The organism is Streptomyces sp. NPDC003284 (assembly GCF_053589675.1).
In genome coordinates this window covers 54,695-73,885 of the sequence record NZ_JBSFSI010000020.1, presented here as the reverse complement: position 1 = coordinate 73,885, position 19,191 = coordinate 54,695, and the positions used below count along the sequence as shown (strand labels likewise).

The 19,191-nt window shown below is 73.5% G+C and carries 15 protein-coding genes and 1 tRNA gene; 5 read left to right on the top strand and 11 right to left on the bottom strand.

All coding sequences use genetic code 11. The features are described 5' to 3' along the window. Positions 1–6: 6 nt before the first annotated feature. The 3 genes from ACWDYF_RS31005 to ettA are packed head-to-tail and all read right to left on the bottom strand — an operon-like array spanning position 7 to position 2,879. A complete protein-coding gene (locus tag ACWDYF_RS31005; protein ID WP_389472909.1) occupies positions 7–792 on the bottom strand; it encodes a serine/threonine-protein kinase in 786 nt (261 codons plus the stop codon). Next, complete coding sequence (locus ACWDYF_RS31000; RefSeq protein ID WP_018568429.1) at positions 789–1,205, bottom strand: acyl-CoA thioesterase; 417 nt, start codon at positions 1,203–1,205, stop codon at positions 789–791. The genes ACWDYF_RS31005 and ACWDYF_RS31000 overlap by 4 nt, the downstream gene beginning before the upstream one ends. 9 nt (positions 1,206–1,214) lie before the next feature. Continuing rightward, entirely contained in the window at positions 1,215–2,879 is a 1,665-nt protein-coding gene (gene ettA, locus ACWDYF_RS30995) for an energy-dependent translational throttle protein EttA (protein WP_026252626.1), read from the bottom strand. Between the two features lie 223 nt (positions 2,880–3,102). Here ettA and ACWDYF_RS30990 point away from each other — a divergent pair, with 223 nt between their 5' ends. Beyond that, positions 3,103–3,552 (top strand): hypothetical protein, encoded by a 450-nt coding sequence (locus tag ACWDYF_RS30990; RefSeq protein ID WP_389472904.1) that lies wholly within the window; start codon positions 3,103–3,105, stop codon positions 3,550–3,552. A gap of 115 nt (positions 3,553–3,667) precedes the next feature. Then, the gene (locus ACWDYF_RS30985) at positions 3,668–4,198 is read left to right on the top strand and encodes an HAD domain-containing protein (RefSeq protein WP_389472901.1); all 531 of its coding nucleotides are present in this window, start codon (positions 3,668–3,670) and stop codon (positions 4,196–4,198) included. A 95-nt stretch (positions 4,199–4,293) separates the two neighbouring features. Here the strand turns inward: ACWDYF_RS30985 and ACWDYF_RS30980 are convergent, their stop codons facing one another. From ACWDYF_RS30980 to ACWDYF_RS30965, 4 genes are all read right to left on the bottom strand, one after another. Then, positions 4,294–5,760, bottom strand: a complete 1,467-nt coding sequence (locus ACWDYF_RS30980) for a Cys-Gln thioester bond-forming surface protein (RefSeq protein WP_389472898.1) — start codon at positions 5,758–5,760, stop codon at positions 4,294–4,296. Between the two features lie 247 nt (positions 5,761–6,007). Further along, positions 6,008–6,535 carry a single-stranded DNA-binding protein gene (locus ACWDYF_RS30975; RefSeq protein ID WP_037892964.1) on the bottom strand — a complete coding sequence of 176 codons (528 nt, stop codon included), beginning with the start codon at positions 6,533–6,535 and terminating at the stop codon, positions 6,008–6,010. 244 nt (positions 6,536–6,779) lie between these two features. Then, complete coding sequence (locus ACWDYF_RS30970) at positions 6,780–9,089, bottom strand: GTPase (RefSeq protein ID WP_389472893.1); 2,310 nt, start codon at positions 9,087–9,089, stop codon at positions 6,780–6,782. 3 nt (positions 9,090–9,092) lie between these two features. Next, the gene (locus tag ACWDYF_RS30965; RefSeq protein WP_381743054.1) at positions 9,093–10,715 is read right to left on the bottom strand and encodes a dynamin family protein; all 1,623 of its coding nucleotides are present in this window, start codon (positions 10,713–10,715) and stop codon (positions 9,093–9,095) included. A 321-nt stretch (positions 10,716–11,036) separates the two neighbouring features. Here ACWDYF_RS30965 and ACWDYF_RS30960 point away from each other — a divergent pair. Together ACWDYF_RS30960 and ACWDYF_RS30955 are read left to right on the top strand one after the other, a co-directional pair. Further along, a tRNA-Arg gene (locus ACWDYF_RS30960) sits at positions 11,037–11,112 on the top strand. 284 nt (positions 11,113–11,396) lie between these two features. Continuing rightward, the gene (locus tag ACWDYF_RS30955) at positions 11,397–11,912 is read left to right on the top strand and encodes a potassium channel family protein (RefSeq protein WP_389472990.1); all 516 of its coding nucleotides are present in this window, start codon (positions 11,397–11,399) and stop codon (positions 11,910–11,912) included. Here ACWDYF_RS30955 and ACWDYF_RS30950 read toward each other — a convergent pair. The 4 genes from ACWDYF_RS30950 to ACWDYF_RS30935 form a co-directional block, all read right to left on the bottom strand. After that, complete coding sequence (locus ACWDYF_RS30950; protein ID WP_389472889.1) at positions 11,869–12,351, bottom strand: STAS domain-containing protein; 483 nt, start codon at positions 12,349–12,351, stop codon at positions 11,869–11,871. The genes ACWDYF_RS30955 and ACWDYF_RS30950 overlap by 44 nt on opposite strands. A gap of 200 nt (positions 12,352–12,551) precedes the next feature. After that, a complete protein-coding gene (locus ACWDYF_RS30945; RefSeq protein ID WP_381743050.1) occupies positions 12,552–13,316 on the bottom strand; it encodes an IclR family transcriptional regulator in 765 nt (254 codons plus the stop codon). Positions 13,317–13,576: 260 nt separating this feature from the next. Next, on the bottom strand, positions 13,577–16,777 hold the full coding sequence (locus ACWDYF_RS30940; protein WP_389472886.1) for a M28 family peptidase: 3,201 nt from the start codon (positions 16,775–16,777) through the stop codon (positions 13,577–13,579). A 288-nt stretch (positions 16,778–17,065) separates the two neighbouring features. Further along, complete coding sequence (locus ACWDYF_RS30935; RefSeq protein ID WP_389472883.1) at positions 17,066–18,583, bottom strand: helix-turn-helix domain-containing protein; 1,518 nt, start codon at positions 18,581–18,583, stop codon at positions 17,066–17,068. Between the two features lie 277 nt (positions 18,584–18,860). Between ACWDYF_RS30935 and ACWDYF_RS30930 the strand changes: the two genes are divergently transcribed. Next, complete coding sequence (locus ACWDYF_RS30930) at positions 18,861–19,142, top strand: chaplin (RefSeq protein ID WP_018568416.1); 282 nt, start codon at positions 18,861–18,863, stop codon at positions 19,140–19,142. Positions 19,143–19,191 lie beyond the last annotated feature (49 nt).

Sequence of the window (19,191 nt, the reverse complement as noted above, 5' to 3'; positions counted from 1 at the left end):
CCGCGCTCAGCGGACGCTGACGCCCAGCGCGCCGAGTCCGGCCCGGCGCACCGCCACCGACCCGAACGGGGTGCGCAGCCGGAGCCAGGCACCCGAGGAGAACAGCGCGGGCCCGCCCGGCGCGGGCACGGCGGGGGTAGCGGCCCCGGCCGAGACGGCGGGCGGCGCGGACGACGCAGGCGACACGGGTGACGCAGGTGACACGGGCGAGGCCCCGGTGGGGCCGGTGGCCGCGGTTCCGCGCAGGAAGCCCAGGGACTGCGCCGCGTGCACGGCCCGTACCGGCAGGGCGGTCTCGCCGACCGTCCGGGACCAGATCTCCCGCCCGATCCGGTCCAGCTCGGCGCGGGTGCGCCGCTCGGGCACCAGGCCCCCCGTACGGGAGCGGAACTCGGCGACGGCCGCCGACACCAGCGCGCGCAGCGCCTCGGCCGGGGGCAGCCCCGGCTCGCGCCGCCAGCCGCCGCGCGGCGGGAGCACGCCCGCCCACGGCGGCCCGGTCACCGCGGCCGGTACGACGCCCGTCGCGGCCTGCTCGTCGATGGACTCCAGCAGCTCGCCCGCGGAGACGGTCACGTCGAGCGTGGCGTCGAGACCGTCCTCGTAGGGCTTGGCGAGCGCCACCGCGCGCACCGCCAGCACCTCGAACGACGCCGGCCGCCCGAACACCGCGAGCGCCGTCCCGGCCGCCTGGAGGCGGACGGCGGCGGCACGGTCGTAGTGCAGCAGCCGGGAGAGGAAGGCGGCGAGGTCGGCCGCCTCCGTCTCGTCGGCGAGGTGGAGCACCGTCATGCGGCGACGGCCTCCTCCTCGGCCGTCTCGTCCCGGTACTCCCCGAGGAACTCGCGCTCCTCGGCGGTGAGCCGCCGCGGGCGCTGCGCCTCGAAGTCGAACGGCACGATCACCGTCGACGCCCGGACGTAGATCCGGTCGCCGTCCTTCACCTCGTAGCCGAGGGTGAAGGACGCCGCCCGGATCTCGGCCACCCACAGCTCGATGTCCACCGGCTCGTGCCGGTGGACGAGCTGCCGCTTGTAGTCGATCTCATGACGCGCCACCACGGACCCCTGCTGGAAATCCTTGTCCGGGCGGAACAGGAAATCGATGCGCGCCTCCTCCAGGTAGCGGAGGAACACCACGTTGTTGACGTGGCCGTAGGCGTCCATGTCCGCCCAGCGCAGCGGGCAGCGGTATGTGTGGCGCATCTGCTTCGATCAGCCCCGGGTCAGCTTCTTGTGGGTGGCGCGGTGCGGCCGGGCGGCGTCCGGGCCGAGCCGCTCGATCTTGTTCTTCTCGTACGACTCGAAGTTGCCCTCGAACCAGAACCACTTGGAGTCGCCCTCGTAGGCGAGGATGTGCGTGGCCACCCGGTCCAGGAACCAGCGGTCGTGGGAGACGACCACGGCGCAGCCGGGGAACTCCAGCAGCGCGTTCTCCAGGCTGCCGAGGGTCTCGACGTCCAGGTCGTTGGTCGGCTCGTCCAGGAGCAGCAGGTTGCCGCCCTGCTTGAGGGTGAGCGCGAGGTTGAGGCGGTTGCGCTCACCGCCGGAGAGCACGCCGGCCGGCTTCTGCTGGTCCGGGCCCTTGAAGCCGAAGGCGGAGACGTACGCCCGGGAGGGCATCTCGACCTGGCCGACGTTGATGTAGTCCAGCTCGTCGGAGACGACGGCCCACAGCGTCTTCTTGGGGTCGATGTGCTCGCGGCTCTGGTCGACGTAGGAGATCTTGACGGTCTCGCCGACCTTGATGCTGCCGGAGTCCGGCTCCTCCAGGCCCTGGATCATCTTGAACAGGGTGGTCTTGCCGGCGCCGTTCGGGCCGATGACACCGACGATGCCGTTGCGCGGGAGGGTGAAGCTGAGGTCCTCGATGAGGACCTTGTCGCCGAAGGCCTTGTTCAGCTTGTCGACCTCGACGACCACGCTGCCCAGGCGGGGGCCCGGCGGGATCTGGATCTCCTCGAAGTCCAGCTTGCGCATCTTGTCCGCCTCGGCCGCCATCTCCTCGTAGCGGGCCAGTCGCGCCTTGGACTTGGCCTGGCGCCCCTTGGCGTTCGACCGCACCCACTCCAGCTCTTCCTTGAGGCGCTTCTGCCGCTTGGCGTCCTTCTGCCCCTCGACCCGCAGACGGGTGGCCTTGGTCTCCAGGTACTTGGAGTAGTTGCCCTCGTAGCCGTGCAGCCGGCCGCGGTCGACCTCGCAGATCCACCCGGCGACGTTGTCCAGGAAGTACCGGTCGTGGGTGACGGCGACGACGGTGCCCTCGTACTTGGCGAGGTGCTGCTCCAGCCAGTTCACCGACTCGGCGTCGAGGTGGTTGGTGGGCTCGTCCAGGAGCAGCAGGTCGGGCGCCTCCAGCAGCAGCTTGCACAGCGCGACGCGGCGCTTCTCGCCACCGGAGAGGTTGGCCACCGGCCAGTCGCCGGGCGGGCAGCCCAGCGCGTCCATGGCCTGCTCCAGCTGGGCGTCGAGGTCCCAGGCATTGGCGTGGTCCAGCTCCTCCTGGAGCTTGCCCATCTCCTCCAGCAGCGCGTCCGAGTAGTCGGTCGCCATCTGCTCGGCGATCTCGTTGAACCGGTCGAGCTTGCCCTTGACCTCGGCGACGCCCTCCTGGACGTTCTCCAGGACCGTCTTTTCCTCGTTCAGCGGCGGCTCCTGGAGCAGGATGCCGACGGTGTAGCCGGGCGACAGGTACGCGTCACCGTTGGAGGGCTGTTCGAGCCCCGCCATGATCTTCAGCACGGTCGACTTACCGGCACCGTTCGGGCCGACGACGCCGATCTTGGCACCCGGAAGGAAATTCAGGGTGACGTCGTCGAGGATCACCTTGTCGCCGTGCGCCTTGCGCGCCTTGCGCATGGTGTAAATGAACTCAGCCAAGAGAAACCGTCCGGCAGCTTGAAACTGGCAGTGGGCAGATACACCCCATCTTGCCGTACGGCCACCCCTGCGCGGAAACGCGTGGGGTACGGCGGCTCTGACCTGGGGGTTCGCCCATGGCGGCCGGAGGCTGGGGGCGGCACGTCCGGTGGACGTCGCCCTGTCCGCAGGGGTCTCACGCCGTACCGGCGCCTTCCGGGAGGGCAGATGCAGTGGAGGACAGATGCAGTGGTCGACGATCGCGGCGACAGCCGTGGGCACCGTGCTCGGGGTCATCGCCACCCTCGCCGCCGATCACGTCCGATGGCGGCGCGACCGGGCGGAACGCGACCGTGAGACGTTGCGCACCGCGTGCACGGAGTACCTGTCGGCCCTTTCCGGGGCCAGGGACGCGTTCTCCCGGACGGCCCCGTCCCCCGACCGGGTGGGCAAGGGGCACCTCGCGATCGGCGAGCACGGCGTGTACGCGGCACAGCAGCGACTGGAGCTGGTGGCCCGACGGAGGATCGTCGAGAGCGCCGGCCGCGCCACCCTCGGCGTCCTCGACTTCCATGACGCGGTGGCCGCGGGACACGCCCCGGACTCGGCGCGGTACGTCCACGCCTGGCGCGCAGCCGGCCGGGCCCGTACCGCGCTGATCGAAGAGATGCGGACCGCCCTCCGCCGGACCTGAGGCTCCCGGGCTCCCCACGGCCGGTCCGAGCGGATAAGCGTCGGCCCTGGACACCTGACCGGGGAGTCACTGGTGACGGCCAGGACTCGCCGCCCGGCCGGGCTATCGTGCCGCTGTGACCAGCGCAGCGGAGCCTCCCCTCCTCTTCCTCGACGTCGACGGCCCGCTCATCCCCTTCGGATCCTCGAACGCCTTGCCGCAGGCCGCCGCCCTGCCCGCCGGGCCCGGGGGGAACCCGCTGCTGGACCGGCTGGACCCCGCCATCGGACCTCGCCTCCTGGCCCTGGGCTGCACGCTCGTCTGGGCCACGACATGGATGCAGGACGCGAACGAGACCGTCGCCCCGCTCCTCGGCCTGCCGCCGCTTCCCGTGGTGCAGTGGCCGGCCACCGACCCGGACGACGGCCCCCGGGGCCTGCACTGGAAGACCCGCCCCCTGGTCGAGTGGGCCGACGGCCGGCCGTTCATCTGGCTGGACGACGAGATCACCGCCATGGACCACACCTGGGTCACCGCACAGCACCCGGCCCGGTCCCTGCTCCACCGCGTCGACCCGGCCAGAGGACTGGCGGACCCCGACTTCCGCACGGTCGGGGGCTGGCTCGCCGCCATGGGCCACCCACCGGGCGGACCGGCCACGCGGTGACATCCGAACGCTCTCCAGCTCGAACAGCCACCGTCATCCGTCCCGGATGCGGGCATCGGTCGTGGAAATGAGCCGCCGCGCGGATCCGGGTCCGGTCAGTCCTGAGTGGTCCTCTTCTTGTGGAGGATGCTCAGCGCCGTGGCGCCGAGGACCAGGAGGCTGAGGCCGATGGCGGCGATCAGGGGGGTGGTGTCGGAGCCGCCGGTGGCCGCGAGGTCGGGGGTGGTGGGGACGTTGCCCGCGGTGACCGGGGTGGGGGCCGGGGCCGGGGTGTCGAGGGTCTGGGTCCTGGTGCCGATCGCGGCGCCCTGGGTCTTGCAGTCGAGGACGCCGGTGAAGCGCTGGGCGCGGCCGTCAGGACCCACGAGGGTGAAGTCGTAAGGCTGGTCCTCCTGGAGGGGGATCGCGATGGTGCGGGTGGCGCCCGCGGGGACGCTGTGGGCGGTGCCCATCAGGTCGAAGGTGTACGGCTGGTCGCCCTTGTTGGTCACGCGGATGTCCAGGGTGCCCTTGGCGCAGTTCTTCTCGGCGGACAGGGCCGGTATCGGGCCGTGCTCGCCCCAGGTGGCGACGGCGGTCGCGGAGACCGTGGACTCGCTGGAACCGGCCAGGATCTGGGTCTGGCTGCGGCTGTCGGAGGTGAAGGCGCGGCCGACCGGCACGGTGGTGGAGGCCAGGACGGTCAGTTCGGCGGAGCCCGCCGCGGCGTCCGGGGTCCGGGGGGTGCCGTCGGTGCTCTCGCCCGAGTCGGTGGCGCCCGTGGGGCTCTTGGGGATGTCGAAGTAGAGGCGGGTGCCGTTCTTCGCGGTGGTGACCGGCTTGCCGTCCTTGCCGACGATCCGTACACCGCCGGCGTCGGCGGGGGGCGACACCGTCACGCTGCTCGCGCCGGTGCGCACGGTGACCGGGCCCAGTCGTCCGCCGGGGCGGCCGGAGACGGCGGGCGGGTCCAGGCTGAGCGAGGCGCTCGGTTCCGCCTCGTCGCGGGCGCTGCGCTGGAGGTAGTCGGCGAGCTTCTCGGCGCGGGAGTCGACGGCGTCGACGCGGGCACCGTCGGAGTAGCGCCAGATGGCCACCTGGGTGCCGGCCGCCGCATCCTGCTCGGTGAGGTTCTTGACCCCGGCCTTGGCGGCGAGCGCCGCGAGGTCGTTCACCTGGGGGTAGGAGTGCCCCAGGATCCAGCGGATCCTCCCGGCGTTCTTGTTGGCGCCGAGGGAGGTGCCGCTCCAGGGGGTCTCCTGGTACTTGGCGTCCTTCTGCGTGGGGTTGTGGATGTCGACGCAGTACGTCTGGAGCATGCCGCCGCCGTCCACGGCCATCTCGAACAGCCCTGCGGAGATCTGGTGGTTGCCGGTCTCGTCGTGCAGGACGGCGGCACCGTACGTCTTCAGACCGCCCATCACGGCGGTGGCCCCGCCCTGGCTCTGCGGCCTGCCGTCCGCGGCCGCCGGGCCGGCGGTTGCCAGCACGGCGGCGACGGCGAGTCCGGACGCCAGCGCCGCGGCGGCGAGACGGGCCGCCCCTCGCCCGCGCGCGGACGGCGCAGAGTACGAAGCACACACAGAATTCCCCTTCGAGCAGGACCCGTTCACGTGGGGGTGCGGTCCCACCAGCAGAATCTCCAGGCCCATGAGCTACGTTCGGCATCCTAAGGACCCCTTGCACCGGCACTTGCTGTCAGGTCGTCAGGGGGCTGATCCGAATCGGAATCGTTATCGCCGCCACCGCCCGCGAGCAGAGCTTGTCGACAAAACAACCCTGCCCGCGGACGGAGGGTGGGGCCGGGCGGGTCCGGTGGACAGCCTGTCGTCAGGCCACCGCGGCAGGTTCCCGGTCCTGTTCACGGTTCTGCTCCCGGTCCGGTTCACGGTCCTCCGGCTCCGGACCCGATCGCTGTCGTGGCTGTGCGCGCGGTGCCGGATCCGGGGTCTCCCAAGAAGGCTCGGGGCGCGGCGGCTCCGCGGGCGCGGCCTGCTCCGGGCGGCCCGAGCGGCGGAACGCCGACGTGCCCCGCGCCAGGTCGTGGCCGATGGCCGTGGCGTCGATGTCGGCCCAGGTCCTGCTGGTGCCGTCGCGGGTCTCCGTCCGTACCTTCAGGCGGCCCTGCACGAGCACGGGGTCGCCCACGTTCAGCGAGGCCATCGCGTTCGTGGCGAGCTGGCGGTTGGCCCACACCGTGAAGAAGTTGGTGTGCCCGTCCGTCCAGGCGTTCTTCTCCCGGTCCCAGTAGCGCGCGGTGACCGCGAGGCGGAACCTCGCCGAGGCGCCCGCGGCCGGTTCGCGGTACACCGGCCGGGTCGCCACGTTGCCGACCACGCAGACCGTCGTCTCGTTCATCGTCTGCCCCTCCCTCGCCCGGCCTTCCCCGGCCGGGCGGACACCCGAACGGGCCCGTCCCGTACGGCTGAGTCCGCCGCATCCGCTGCGGCTGCCGCGCCGACCGCTTCCGTCGCGATCGCCGCGGCACCAGACTGCCGCCGCCGGGACGAGCCCGCCGGACCCTGTGGAGCACCCCCCGCCTGTGGACAACCCGCTCACCCGATCGGGTGCCGAGTGCCTTCCGGCCCCGCCAGGGCTCCGCTCACCGCCCGCTCGCCCCCGTCACCCGGGCGTACTGCTCGCGAACCTCCCGGTAGCGCAGCAGTTCGGACGCCACCGGATCCAGCACCCGGGCCCGTCCGCACCCGGCGGCGGCCTCCCGCAACCGGCGTTCGGCCTCCTGCCCGTATCTGCGGGCCGGGCCACGGGCCGCGATGCGGCAGCTCCACTCCACGATGGGTCCGCCGACGATCCCGGCGATCATCAACAGCACCGGCACACCGAGGTTCGGGGACAGGACACCGGCGATCTGGCCGACCAGCCACAGACCGCCGACCACCTGGAGAATGGTCATCGACGCCTGCGCCATGACCGCCGCGGGCCACCAGCCCGGCCGCGGCGGACGGCCCGGGGGCAGACCGGCCCGCGCCGCGAGTTCGTCCAGGGCCTCGGACAGTCCCTGGGACCCGCGCACCGCGGCCTCGCGCACCGCCTGCGCCCAGGGCGCTGGCAGTCCGGCCGCCGCCCGTTCGGCCACCGTGCGCACCGCCTGTTCGACGCGCTGGCGCGCGGTGGCCTCCTCGTCGGGCTGCGCGCGTACCGGCAGCCGGCCCGTGGGGGGTTCGCGCCGGTCCTGGTACCAGCGCCACAGCCGCAGCCAGGGCGTGCCGCACGCGCGCCCGGCGTTGCGCAGCCAGGCGCGTTCGGCCGCCTCGCCCGCCGCGGTGGCGCCCACCGCGTCCGCGAGGCGGGCCGCGAACTCCTCGCGCGCCTCCTCGCTCAGTCCGGGCCGCCGCCGGGTGTCGTACACCGGCCGGAGCCGGTCCGCCGCCGCGTCGACGTCGGCCGCGACCCGGCGGGCGGCGGCCCCGCGTTCGGCCACGAACTGGCCGAGCGACTCGCGCAGTTCCGGGATGCCGTCCCCGGTGAGCGCGGACAGGGCGAGCACGGTCGCGCCCGGTTCGCCGTACTCCCCGAGGGCCACGCCATCCTCGTCGAGCAGTCGCCGCAGGTCGTCGAGGACCTGGTCGGCGGCCTCGCCGGGGAGCCGGTCGACCTGGTTGAGGACGACGAACATGACCTCGGCGTGGCCCGCCAGAGGGCGCAGATAGCGCTCGTGGAGGACGGCGTCGGCGTACTTCTCCGGGTCGACGACCCAGATGACCGCGTCGACGAGCCCGAGGATGCGGTCCACGTGCTCGCGGTGCTGCACGGCGGCCGAGTCGTGGTCGGGCAGGTCGACCAGGACCAGGCCGCGCAGCTGCGGGTCGGCGTCCGGGCCCTGCACGGGGCGCCTGCGCAGCCGGCCGGGGATGCCGAGGCGGTCGATGAGGCTCGCGGCGCCGTCGCTCCAACTGCACGCGATGGGGGCGGCGGTGGTCGGCCGGCGTACCCCCGTCTCCGAGATCGCCACGCCCGCGAGGGCGTTGAACAGCTGCGACTTGCCGCTGCCGGTGGCGCCCGCGATGGCGACGACGGTGTGCTGCCCGGACAGTCGGCGGCGCGCCGCCGCCTCGTCGAGGACGCGCCCCGCCTCGGCGAGGGTGCGGCTGTCCAGCCGGGTGCGGGAGAGCCCGACGAGTTCGCGCAGCGCGTCCAGCCGCGACCGCAGCGGCCCGTCGTAGGCGAGCGGCGGCACGGGCAGGGTCCGGGCGGGCCGGGGGTCCGCGTGCACGAGGTCGGCGGCGCTCGTGCCCGTGCCGGTCTCGGTGACCCGGCGCGCGATCAGCCCGTCGTCCCAGGCCCCGGATCCGGACCCGGCCCCGGATCCGACTCCGGCTCCGGCTCCGGCTCCGGACCCGTCGGCGCCGCCGCGGCCCGGGGCGTCGCCCTCCGTGCCGCGCGGGTGCCGGTCGTCGTCCCGCACGCGCGCGTGCGTCTCGTCGTCCCTCACGCGCGCGTACCGCTCGTCCCGGTCCGCCTGCCGCGCGAGCGCGGTGGCGGCGGTCCTGCCGTCCCCGCCGCTCCTGCTGTCCGCACCGTCCCTGTCCTCCCTTTCCTCCCTGCCGCCACCGCTGCCCTCACCGGCCGGGGCGGCTCCGGCGGACCGGCCCGCCGGAACACCGCCGCCCCCGCCACCACTGCTGCCACCGCTGCCGCTGCCGCTGCCGCCACGGGCGTCGGCCCGTCCCGGATCGGGCCTCCCGGGGCCGGACCGCCCGGCCCCCCGCCCCGGCGCGTCCCGCGCCCCGTACCTGCCGGTGGCTACCGCACCCGCACCCGCACCCGAGTCCGCGTCCGCTCCCCCGCCCGGCCCCTCCGCGGCCTCAGCGGCCTCCGCGTGCTCCGCACGGCCCGTACGCGGGGCATGGGCGGTGTGTTCCGTTCGGTCCTGATCAGTGACGGCGGTCACCGGTCACCTCTCCTTCAGCAGTACGGACAGCGCGGCGATGAGTTCGGCCTGGGGTTCGGGGTGCACTTCCAGGGCGTCGAGCGGGGCCAGCCGGCGTTCCCGTTCGGTGTGCATCACGCGGTCCAGGTAGTCGGCGAGCAGCCGGCCGGCCCGGTCGCGCAGCCGCAGGGCGCCGTGCGCGCCGATCCGCTCGGCCAGCCCCTCCCCCGCGGACCGGCCCCGGCGGCCGCCCAGCAGTCCGGTCGCGGCCAGGGCGGCGACGACCTCGGGGTCCGGCGCGACGCTGCGGTCCAGCTCGCGCACCTCGTCCTCGGCGTACTCCTCCAGCTCGCGCCGCCAGCGCCGTACGGCAAGACCGATGCGGTGCTCGGCGCCCTCGGCGGCGGGGGCGCGGTCGGCGAGTCCGGGCGCGGTGGCGGCCGGTTCGCGCCGCCAGGCGTCGTCGATGCGCTCGTCGGCGGCGGTCACGGCGCACAGCAGCAGCGCGCCGAGGCTCTCCACGAGCGCGTCGAGCAGTTCGCCCGCGGTGCAATCCAGGGGGTAGGCGCGCCACCGCTTCAGGGCGTCCCCGGCGAGCACGGTCCCCGCCTGCAACCGGCCCCGCACGCGCGCGTGCTCGCCGTCGTAGGCGCTGTCGACGGCCGAGATCAGCCGCAGGGCGGCCGAGTGCTGCGCGGCGGCGGCACCGGCCAGTTCGGGCATCCGGAACTTGAGCGAGTCGAGCAGGCCGTGGGCGGTGCGGCCCATCGCGTAGCGGCGGGCCGCGGGATCCTGGGCGTGGTGGACGAGCCAGGTGCGCAGCGGGGCCACGGCGGTGGCGGGCAGCAGTCCGCCGCCCCAGGCGGACTCGGGCAGTTCGGGCACCGTGAAGCGCGGTACGTCGCCGAGTCCGGCCTTGGTGAGCAGCGCCCCGTACTGCCGGGAGACCTCGGAGACGACCTGGTGCGGGACCCGGTCGAGGACCGTCACGAGAGTGGCGTCGTACTCCTTGGCGGTGCGCAGCAGGTGCCAGGGGACGGCGTCGGCGTAGCGGGCGGCGGTGGTGACCATGACCCAGATGTCGGCGGCGCAGATCAGCTCGGCGGCCAGGGCCCGGTTCTCGGCGATCAGGGAGTCGATGTCGGGCGCGTCCAGCAGGGCGAGGCCCGGGGGCACCGTCTCCACGGTCTCGATGCGCAGCACGCGCGCGGGATCGTCCTCGGTCGGGGGGAGTTCGTCGCCGAGCGCCGTGGCGGCGGGGTCCTGGCGGGGCAGCCACACGCGCGCGAGGTCGGGCAGGACGCGCATGCCGCTGAACCAGTGATGGTCCTCCGGATGGCACACCAGGACCGGGGTCCGGGTCGTCGGCCGCAGGACCCCCGCCTCGCTGACCCGCCGTCCGACCAGGGAGTTGACGAGCGTGGACTTGCCCGCGCCGGTGGATCCGCCGACGACGGCCAGCAGCGGCGCGTCGGGTTCCCTCAACCGCGGTACCAGGTAGTCGTCGAGCTGGGCGAGCAGTTCGTCGCGGTTGGCACGCGCGCGTGGGGCCCCCGCGAGCGGCAGCGGGAAGCGTGCGGCGGCGACACGGTCGCGCAGGGCGGAGAGTGCTTCGAGCAGCTGAGGCCGTACGTCCAAGGTCACCACATGCGAAGAATGCCCAATTTTAGGGGAATTCTGAAGCATATGAGCATGTCTGCGTGCCGACGGAACACAAGGGATGGAACGGACGACTGGGGCGACGGCACAGGCCAGGCATAACGAGTGCACAACACCCGGTGCCCGAGGCATCAAAAGCGATGCACGATTCGCACCTGCCTGCGATTATCAGGACCGCTTCACCGAACCTCCACATCGAGCCACGGAGGCGAAGCGACAGGGGCAAGGACGCGGGAGCCCTATCCTTGTCCCCGGCGACGTCACGGAGCGGCCCGCACGGGCGGCACCACGGCGAGAGCCACCCACCAGGCCCCCGTAGCTCAGTGGATAGAGCAGGCGCCTTCTAAGCGCTTGGCCGCAGGTTCGAGTCCTGCCGGGGGCGCCACCGACATCCTGTCGGACCGGCGGCGCATACACGGATCACGGGCGCTCCGCCGCCCCGGAATCCGCCATTCACCGATCCTTCCTCCCTCCTCCCTCCCCTGCTTCCCGGCCGCCGTCGTGCCGCCGCCTCCCGCCGCCCCGGGCCCGGACGCGCGCCCGGCGTGCGCCCCGTACCCCCGCGTTCTTTACTGGAGCCCGTCACCGGGGACCCGTACGGATGCCGTACGGATGCCGTACGGGAGGAGGCGGAGCGTGAGGGACGACGGCTCGGGCCGGGCGGGGTCCTTGCGCCGGGCCGCGGTCCCGGCGGGCGCGGTGCTCTTCGTGGGGTCCCTGGTCACCGTCTACTTCCTGCTGCCCCTGGACGGGCTCGGACCGCACCGCCCGGTCCTGAGCTGGACGGTGTTCGTGCTGGTGCTCGCCGCGGTGGCGGCGCTGATCCTGCGGCAGATCCACGAGGTGCTCACCGACAGGCCGGACACCCGCCCAGGGCTGGCCATCCCGGTCCTGATGGCCCTGTCCGTGCTGGTCTTCGCGGGCGGGTACTACGTCCTGTCCCGGCATCCGGGCGAGATCACCGGGCTGAGCACCCGCGTGGACGCGCTCTATTTCACCCTGGTGACCCTGGCGACCATCGGCTACGGCGACATCACCCCGCACGGCCAGTCCGCGCGGGTCGTCACCGTGCTCCAGATCCTCTACACGTTCGTCTTCCTCACCGCCGCAGGGGCGGCTCTCAGCCGACGCGTCCGCATGCTCATGGGGAAGGGGGGCGCCGGGCGTCCCGACGACCGGCCGTGAGCGGAGCCCGTAACGCCCGGTGGTGCGGCCAGCCCGCCAGACCGCTGCCCTCGGGGGCGTGCCGCGTCGCCTCGGCGACGGTGTCGTGGAAGGCGTAGACGGCGTGCAGGCCGCCGGCCTTGAACACCTTGAGGACGCGGGGGTCGGAGCAGGTGAGGGCCAGGGACCCGGCGTGCGACCGCAGACGCTTGGTGAGCGCGACGATCAGGCCCAGGCCCATCGAGTCCAGGAACGTCACCCGGCGCAGGTCCAGGACGAAGTGGCGGTGCCCCTCGTCGATGAGGCGCAGGACGGCCGCGCGGATCCCGGGAGCGGAACAGATGTCGACCTCGCCGCTCACGCCGACGACGGTCCAGCCGTTCGCCGTGCGCCGACCGAGGACGTCGGCCTCCGGGGCCGGGATGGGCTGGACCTGGGCCGGGATGGGCTGTATGGGCATCCGCACTCTTGCCTCGCTGTCTCTCTCGGTCTCTCTCGGTCTCGGTCTCTCTCGCCGTCCGGCGTACCGCGCCGCCCTCCCCTCGCACGGCGCGCGATCCCGGAATCGGATGACCTGGAGATCAAATAACCTATAGATCGCATTTGCCGCGTCACATCCAGTAGACGTGTTTCGCGCATCGCGTCACAAGAGTGCGGTTTTCAGATGGTGAGCGAGAGGCCCCTGGTCACCCGGTCCGCCGCCGCGAGCAGCCGCTCGACGGTCTTCTCGTCCGGGACCGGGCGGTCGCGGTCCATGCGCAGGGAGACGCCGAGCGAGCCCAGGGTGTCGCCCCGGTACACGGGGACGGCGACACAGACGATCCCGAGGGAGTACTCCTCCAGGTCGGTCACGGCCGGGGCGTCGGGAAAGGCGTCCAGCCGCCGCAGCAGCTCCGTGCGGCGGGTGACGGTCCGGGGGGTGAGGTCGGCCAGCGGATGCCGGGAGAGGTACTCGCCGCGCGCCTCGTCGTCCAGCTCGCGCAGCACGCACTTGCCCAGCGCGGTGGCGTGCCCGGCGTCCTCGAAGCCCACCCACAGCTCGGCGCGCGGCGCCCGGGGGCCGTCGACGATCTCCGCCACCCGGATCTCGCCGTCCTCGTAGAAGGTGAGGTAGGCCGCGGCGGACAGATCGTCGCGCAGGGCGCCGAGCACCGGGCGGACCCGGCTCAGCCGCGCCTGCGTCCGGCTCTCCTGGTGCAGCGCGCCCAGCCGCTCGCCCAGGACGAAGGCGCCGTCCTCCAGTTTGCGCACATAGCCGTCGTGCACCAGGGTCCGCAGCAGGTGGTACGTGGTGGCCAGAGCCAGTCCGGTCTCCCGCGCCAGCTGCTTGGCCGGCGCGCCGCCCTCGTGGGCCCCGACCGCCTCCAGCAGCCGGAACGCCCGCTGCACCGAGGAGATGAGGGTGGGGCCCTCCTGCGCACCCATACCTCCACCGTGCGGGCCGCGGGCGGGCTCGGCAAGCGCACACGGACCGGGCCCCGGCCGTCCCCCGGATGACGGGAGGGGACGGCCGGGGCCCGGGGCTCGGCCCACCCGGTGCGGCGACCGGGCGCTGCCGTGGGACGGACGGGTCCGTCCCGCGGGCCGGGGATCGGCCCGGGATCAGCCCGGACCGGCCGGGGATCGGCCCGGGATCAGCCCGGACCGGCCCGGGATCAGCCGGGGATCACAGGGACCCCCGCCGGTCACACCGGCTGCCAGAGGGCGGGGACGTTGGGCGGCTCCCAGCCCGGGTAGGCGGTGTGGCCCTGGAGGCACCGGTAGCTGACGCCGTTGTACGTCACGACGTCACCCGCCCGGTAGGTGGCGCCCTGCTGCCAGGTGGTCCCGCCGCCCCCGCCGGGCACCGTCAGGGTGTAGGTGGTGGTGTGCGTGGCCTCGCCGGCACCGGTGACGGTCAGCGTGTACGTACCGCCGGTGGTGCCCGCCGCGACCTGGACGGTGGCGGTGGCGGACTGGCCGGAGGTCACCGAGGACGGGCTGAAGGAGACGCTCACCCCGGACGGGGCGCCGGAGGCCGACAGCCGCACGGTCTGCGCGTCGCCGCTGGTGGTCGCCGTGGCGATGGTCACCGAGGCGGAGGAACCGGGCTGGACGGTGCCGGTGGCCGGGTTCGCGGAGATCGAGAAGTCGTTGCCCGGCACGGGGGTGTCGCCGACCGAGGTCTTCCAGATCGTGTACGCGACACCGTCCGCGCTGCGGTTGAGCGCGGTGGCGTTGATGTTGCTGGTGGTGTCGCAGGAGGAGTGGTAGCAGGAGTCGTAGGAACGGCCCGCGGTGCCGCCCCACTTGGCGGCCTCGGAGGAGGACTTCACCGCATCGGCGCCGGTGGCGTAGCCCGAGGTGGGGATGCCGACCTGCTGGAAGGAGTAGTCGTCGGAGCGGCCCTGGCCCTCGACGTTCTCCTGCGGGGCCAGGCCCAGCGAGTCCCAGTACGCCTTCATCGGGGCCGAGGCCGCCGAGTTCAGGTTGTTGACGAAGTAGCCCGCGTTGGTCGAGGCGACCATGTCGAAGTTGTAGTACGCCTTGATCCGGGAGCGGTCGGTGCCAGAGAGCGTGCGGGCGTAGAAGCTGGAGCCGTTCAGGCCCTGCTCCTCGTCGGTCCACCAGGCGAACCGGACCCGGTTCTTCATGGTCGGGTTGGTCTGCGCCAGGGTCAGCGCGTTCTCCAGCAGGGTCGCCGAACCGGAGCCGTTGTCGTTGATGCCGGGGCCCGCGGACACGCTGTCGAGGTGGGCGCCGAACATGTACACGTTGTTGGCGTCGCCCTTGGGCCACTCGGCGATCAGGTTGTTGCCCGCGCCGGAGGTGCAGCCTGAGGTGCAGGCCTGCTCGGTGACCGTGTAGCCGGCGGCCTGGAGCTTGTCCTTGAGGTAGGCGACCGAGGCACGGTAACCGGCGGAGGTGGAGCGGCGGTTGCCGCCGTTCTGCGTGGCGATGGTGTTCAGCTGGGTCAGGTGCGCCTGCACCTTGGCCACGTCGACGTCGGGCGGGGTGCCCGGTTCGGTGCCGCCCCCGCCGACCGTCAGCGTGTACTGGGCGGTGTGGGTCTTGCCGCCCCCGCTGCCGGTGACGGTGATCTGGTACGTCCCGGCGGGCGTCGACGCCGCGGTGGTGACCGTCATGGCGGAGCTGGCGCCGGAGGTGACCGTCGCCGGGCTGAAGGAGACGTTCGCGCCCGCGGGAGCGCCCGAGGCGGTCAGCGAGACCTGCTGGGTGCCGCCGACGGCGGTGGTGCCGACGGTGCTGCGCGCGGAGGCGCCCGCCTGGACCGAGCCCGTGGCCGGGTTCAGCGCCAGCGTGAAGTCGGACTGCTCGATCTGGCAGGTCGGGTCACCGGTCTGGGCGCCGACGCTGATCGCGTCCCAGGCGGCCTTGGTGGCGGTGAACAGACCGCAGGTGGAGTCCAGGCTCTTGGCCGCGGTGAGCGTGGCGGTGCGGTAGCGCTTGTAGGTCATGCCGCTGGTCTTGAGCAGCATGCCGCCGTAGAAGACCTTGCCGGCGTTCTGGATGCCGACGCCGGTGACGGTGGAGTTGTTGCAGGTGGGGCTGGAGGGCTTGCCGCCGCCCGGGTTCGAGCCCTCCGCCAGCAGGTAGAACCAGTGGTTGAGCGGGCCGGCCGCCGCGTGCTCCTCGGTGGAGGGGATCGACGCCGAGTAGCAGTTCGGGTTGTTGCTGATCAGGCTCGGGTTGTACATGTTGCGGATCGGGCCGCGGCCCTGGAGGTTGATCATCTCGCCGACGGTGTAGTCGGGAGTGTCGTACGGCGACGGCTCATTGGCGTACGCCTCGGTGAGGGCGCCCATGATGTCGCCGGTCGCCTCGCCCAGGCCGCTCTCGTGGTTGTCGCCGCCGGGCGTGAAGGTGTCCAGGCCGTGGCCGAACTCGTGGCCGACCACGTCGATCCCGGCGATCCACTCGTTGGCGCTGTTGTGCCCGATGGTGATGGTGGAGCCGTCCCAGTAGGCGTTCAGGTCGTTGAGGCCGACCTTGACCGGCCAGCTGCCGCCGTTGCCGTTGTGGCCGTTGCGCCCGAGCCAGTTCTTGAGCATGTCCGACTCTTTCTGCGCCGCGAACATCGCGTCGACGCAGCCGGTCTCCTTGCTCGTGGGGTTGCCCGTGCCCCAGTTGTCGGTGGACTTGGTGAACACACCGCCGCTGTAGTCCGAGCACTGGAGGCCGGGGCGGGTGGTGTCGCGCAGCACATAGCTGCTGCCCGAGCTGGAGGTGTCGATGGTCAGCGGGTTGGGGCCGTTCCACTTGCTGTTGCCGGTGCCCGCGTGCACCTCGTCGTGGGTGCCGAGGACCTTGCCGGTGCGGGCGTCCACGAAGACGTGCAGCCTGCTGGGCACGTTCGTGCCGGTACGCCCGGTCAGCACGGTCTCCCAGGCGAGGGCGGCGGCGCCGTCCTCGACCCGGACCACCAGGCGCGGGGTGTCCGCCCTGTCGATGTGCGCGAGCCGGGCGCGGCTGGCCGCCGCCGCCCGGGAGGCGGTGACCGAGGGCTCGGTGGAGACGGAGATCCGGGCCCTGGTGGCGGACTGGACGCCGCGGACCGTGCCGGTGCCGTCGGCGAGGACGACCGCGTCGCCGCCCACGACCGGCAGGCCCTCGTAGGTGCGCTGGTAGGCGACCGAGTACAGGCCCTTGACCCAGGGGGTGACCTGCTGGCGGTCGTACTGCTCGTCCGGGCCCTTGGCGAGCGCGTCGAGGCCGCTGCGCACGGCCTGGTCGGCGGCGGCCACGGCCTTCGCGACGGGGGTCTGCTCCGGCGTGCCCGCGGCGGGTGCGGAAGCCGGTGCCGCCGCGGCGAACGAGGCCGGCACCACCACCCCCCCGAGCGTCACGGCCAGGGATATCCCGGCCACTGCCATCTTTCTCAGCATCGCGGCTCCTTGTGAGAGGTGTGCGGCCCTTGTCCGGCCGTCGCCCCCAGAGCATGGGCACGTCAATCCGGGATGGGGTGACGGTGACATGCCATGGTCTGGACCGGCCGAACCCTCACATCGACCCGCGGCCGGGTCAACGGTTTCCGGCCCGTGGTCCAGACCTGTCAAAATCCGGCAAGCGCGCGAACCGGCCGCGCTCCCCGCCGGTCCGGCCTCCGCGGACGGCGCCACGGGCCCCTCGACGGCCCCGGACCCGACGGCCTCGGAGACGGGACCCCGTCGGCCTCAGAGACGGGACCCTGTCGCCTCCGCCGCGTCCGCCGCGTCCGCCGCCAGCAGCCGCTCGCGGTACTCCCGCACCTCCGCGAGATCGCCCCAGCGGCCGAAGAGCCTGCCGTGCAGTCCGCGCAGCTCGGCGCTGATCATCAGCTCGCGCGCGGCCACCGCCTCGCGCAGCACCGGACCGGCCACGGCGACCGCCGCCCCGGGATCGCCCGCGCACGCCCAGCCGTCGGCCAGCCGCAGGGTGAGCAGCAGATGGGTGGCCCGCATCACCTCGGGCAGCCGGGCCCGCGAGCGCGCGGTGGCCTCGACGGCGCGCCGGGCCGTCGTACGGTCCCCGGTGGCCGCGGCCAGGTCGCGCAGCGCGCCGCCGATCGCCGACTCCACCCGCATCTCCCCCTCCGCGCCCGCCAGCCAGGGCGCCTCCAGGAGGTCGCGGCGGCCGAGCCGGGCGAAGCCGCGGCGGGCCGCGGTGATGTGCCGGCGGCACTCGGCGGCGTCGTGCCCGAGGGCGTACCCGCGCGCCTGGTACAGGCCGGACAGCGTGGCGACCCACCGCCGCCGGGGGTCCACCGCGCCGATGGCCTGCGCGTACGCCAGCGTCGAGCCGGGGTCCTCGTCCAGCCGGACCAGCGTGCACATGTCGCTGAGCAGGGTCGCCCGCGCCGGGGCGTCGTGCACGGCGTCCGCCCATCCCAGGCCGTGCCCGAACCAGGCCATGCCGATGCCGCCCTGGCCGCGCTGCATCCGCAGCCGCCCGGCGACCTGGGCGTACTGGGCGGCGAGCCGGAGCTGCCCGTACGGCAGCCGTCCCGTGGCGTTGACCTCCTCGGCCCAGCGCACCACCGAGCGCAGCAGCCGCTCGACGGTGGCCAGCGAGTCCGCGGTGGTCCGGTGGAACGCCTCGCGGATCAGACAGGCGAGCACGGCGGTCAGGGCGTGCAGCAGCTCCGCCTCCGCGCCCGTCCCCGTGCCGGTCCCGCGCGCCCGCGCGGCCGCCGCCGCCACGCCCCGCGCGCCCGCCGCGCCGGTGCGGGGGCCGAGGCCCGCGGCGCCCGGGGAGCGGCCGGTCAGGGCGGCCAGCACCGCCAGCAGCTCCGGTAATTCCCCCCGGTCGGGCACCGCGCAGCCCGCCGTGCCGTGCAGCGGGCAGGCGAGGCCCTCGGCGGGCAGTTCCGCGGGCCACAGCCGGGGGTCCGGCGCCGCACCGGCGCCGGGCGCGTCCGCCCCGGGCATGGCCCCGAACAGCTTGCGGTCCAGCGGCGGACGGTCCGCCGCCGGTGGCGCCTCGCGCGGTGCGGCGGCGAGCGCGGCCAGCTCTCCCCCGGTCTCCAGGACCGCGTCCAGCCGCCGCACCAGACCGGCGGGCGGCTCCCGCAGCCCGCTCTCCAGCTTGCTGATGAGGGTGTGGTGATAGCCCACCCGCAGCCCCAGCTGCAACTGGGTGAGCCCGGCCTGTCTTCGCCGGGACCGCAACCGCCGCCCGAACTCGCCCCACGCCTGCACTGTCTCGACGGACATGGCCCCTCCCCGGACGAGGCTCGCGCCTTCTGCCGTGTGACACCCGGACTTCGCCTTCCCGCTACCGGACAGCACAGGGGAGCCGCCGCCACCGCGTCAATCGGGTTGGCCAAACAGCAGTCGAATTGGTCTCTACCAGCGCCCCGACCGGATCCACGCTGTTCAAAACGGGTGATCCGGGGAGATACGCCGTGACCCGGGCGGCCCGGTCGCGTTGAAGGGGAAGTGCGGCCGCGCGTCCTGCTGCCGCACTCACCGAGCAAGTTAGGAGAACGTGATGTCTCGCATCGCGAAGGCGGCTGCCGTCGCTCTCGGCACGGGTGCCGTGGTGATCAGCGGAGCCGGTCTCGCCATGGCGGACGCCGGCGCCGAGGGGGCGGCTGTCGGCTCGCCCGGCGTCGTGTCCGGCAACACGATCCAGGTCCCGGTCAACATCCCGGTGAACCTGTGCGGGAACACCATCGACGTCATCGGCGTCCTCAACCCCGCCTTCGGCAACACCTGCGCCAACATCGGGCACCTCGCCCAGGGTGACGGCTCGGGCGCCTACGGCGGCTGACACCGCCCGTCCGTCCGCACCGGACCCGCAAGGTCCGCACCGGACCGGC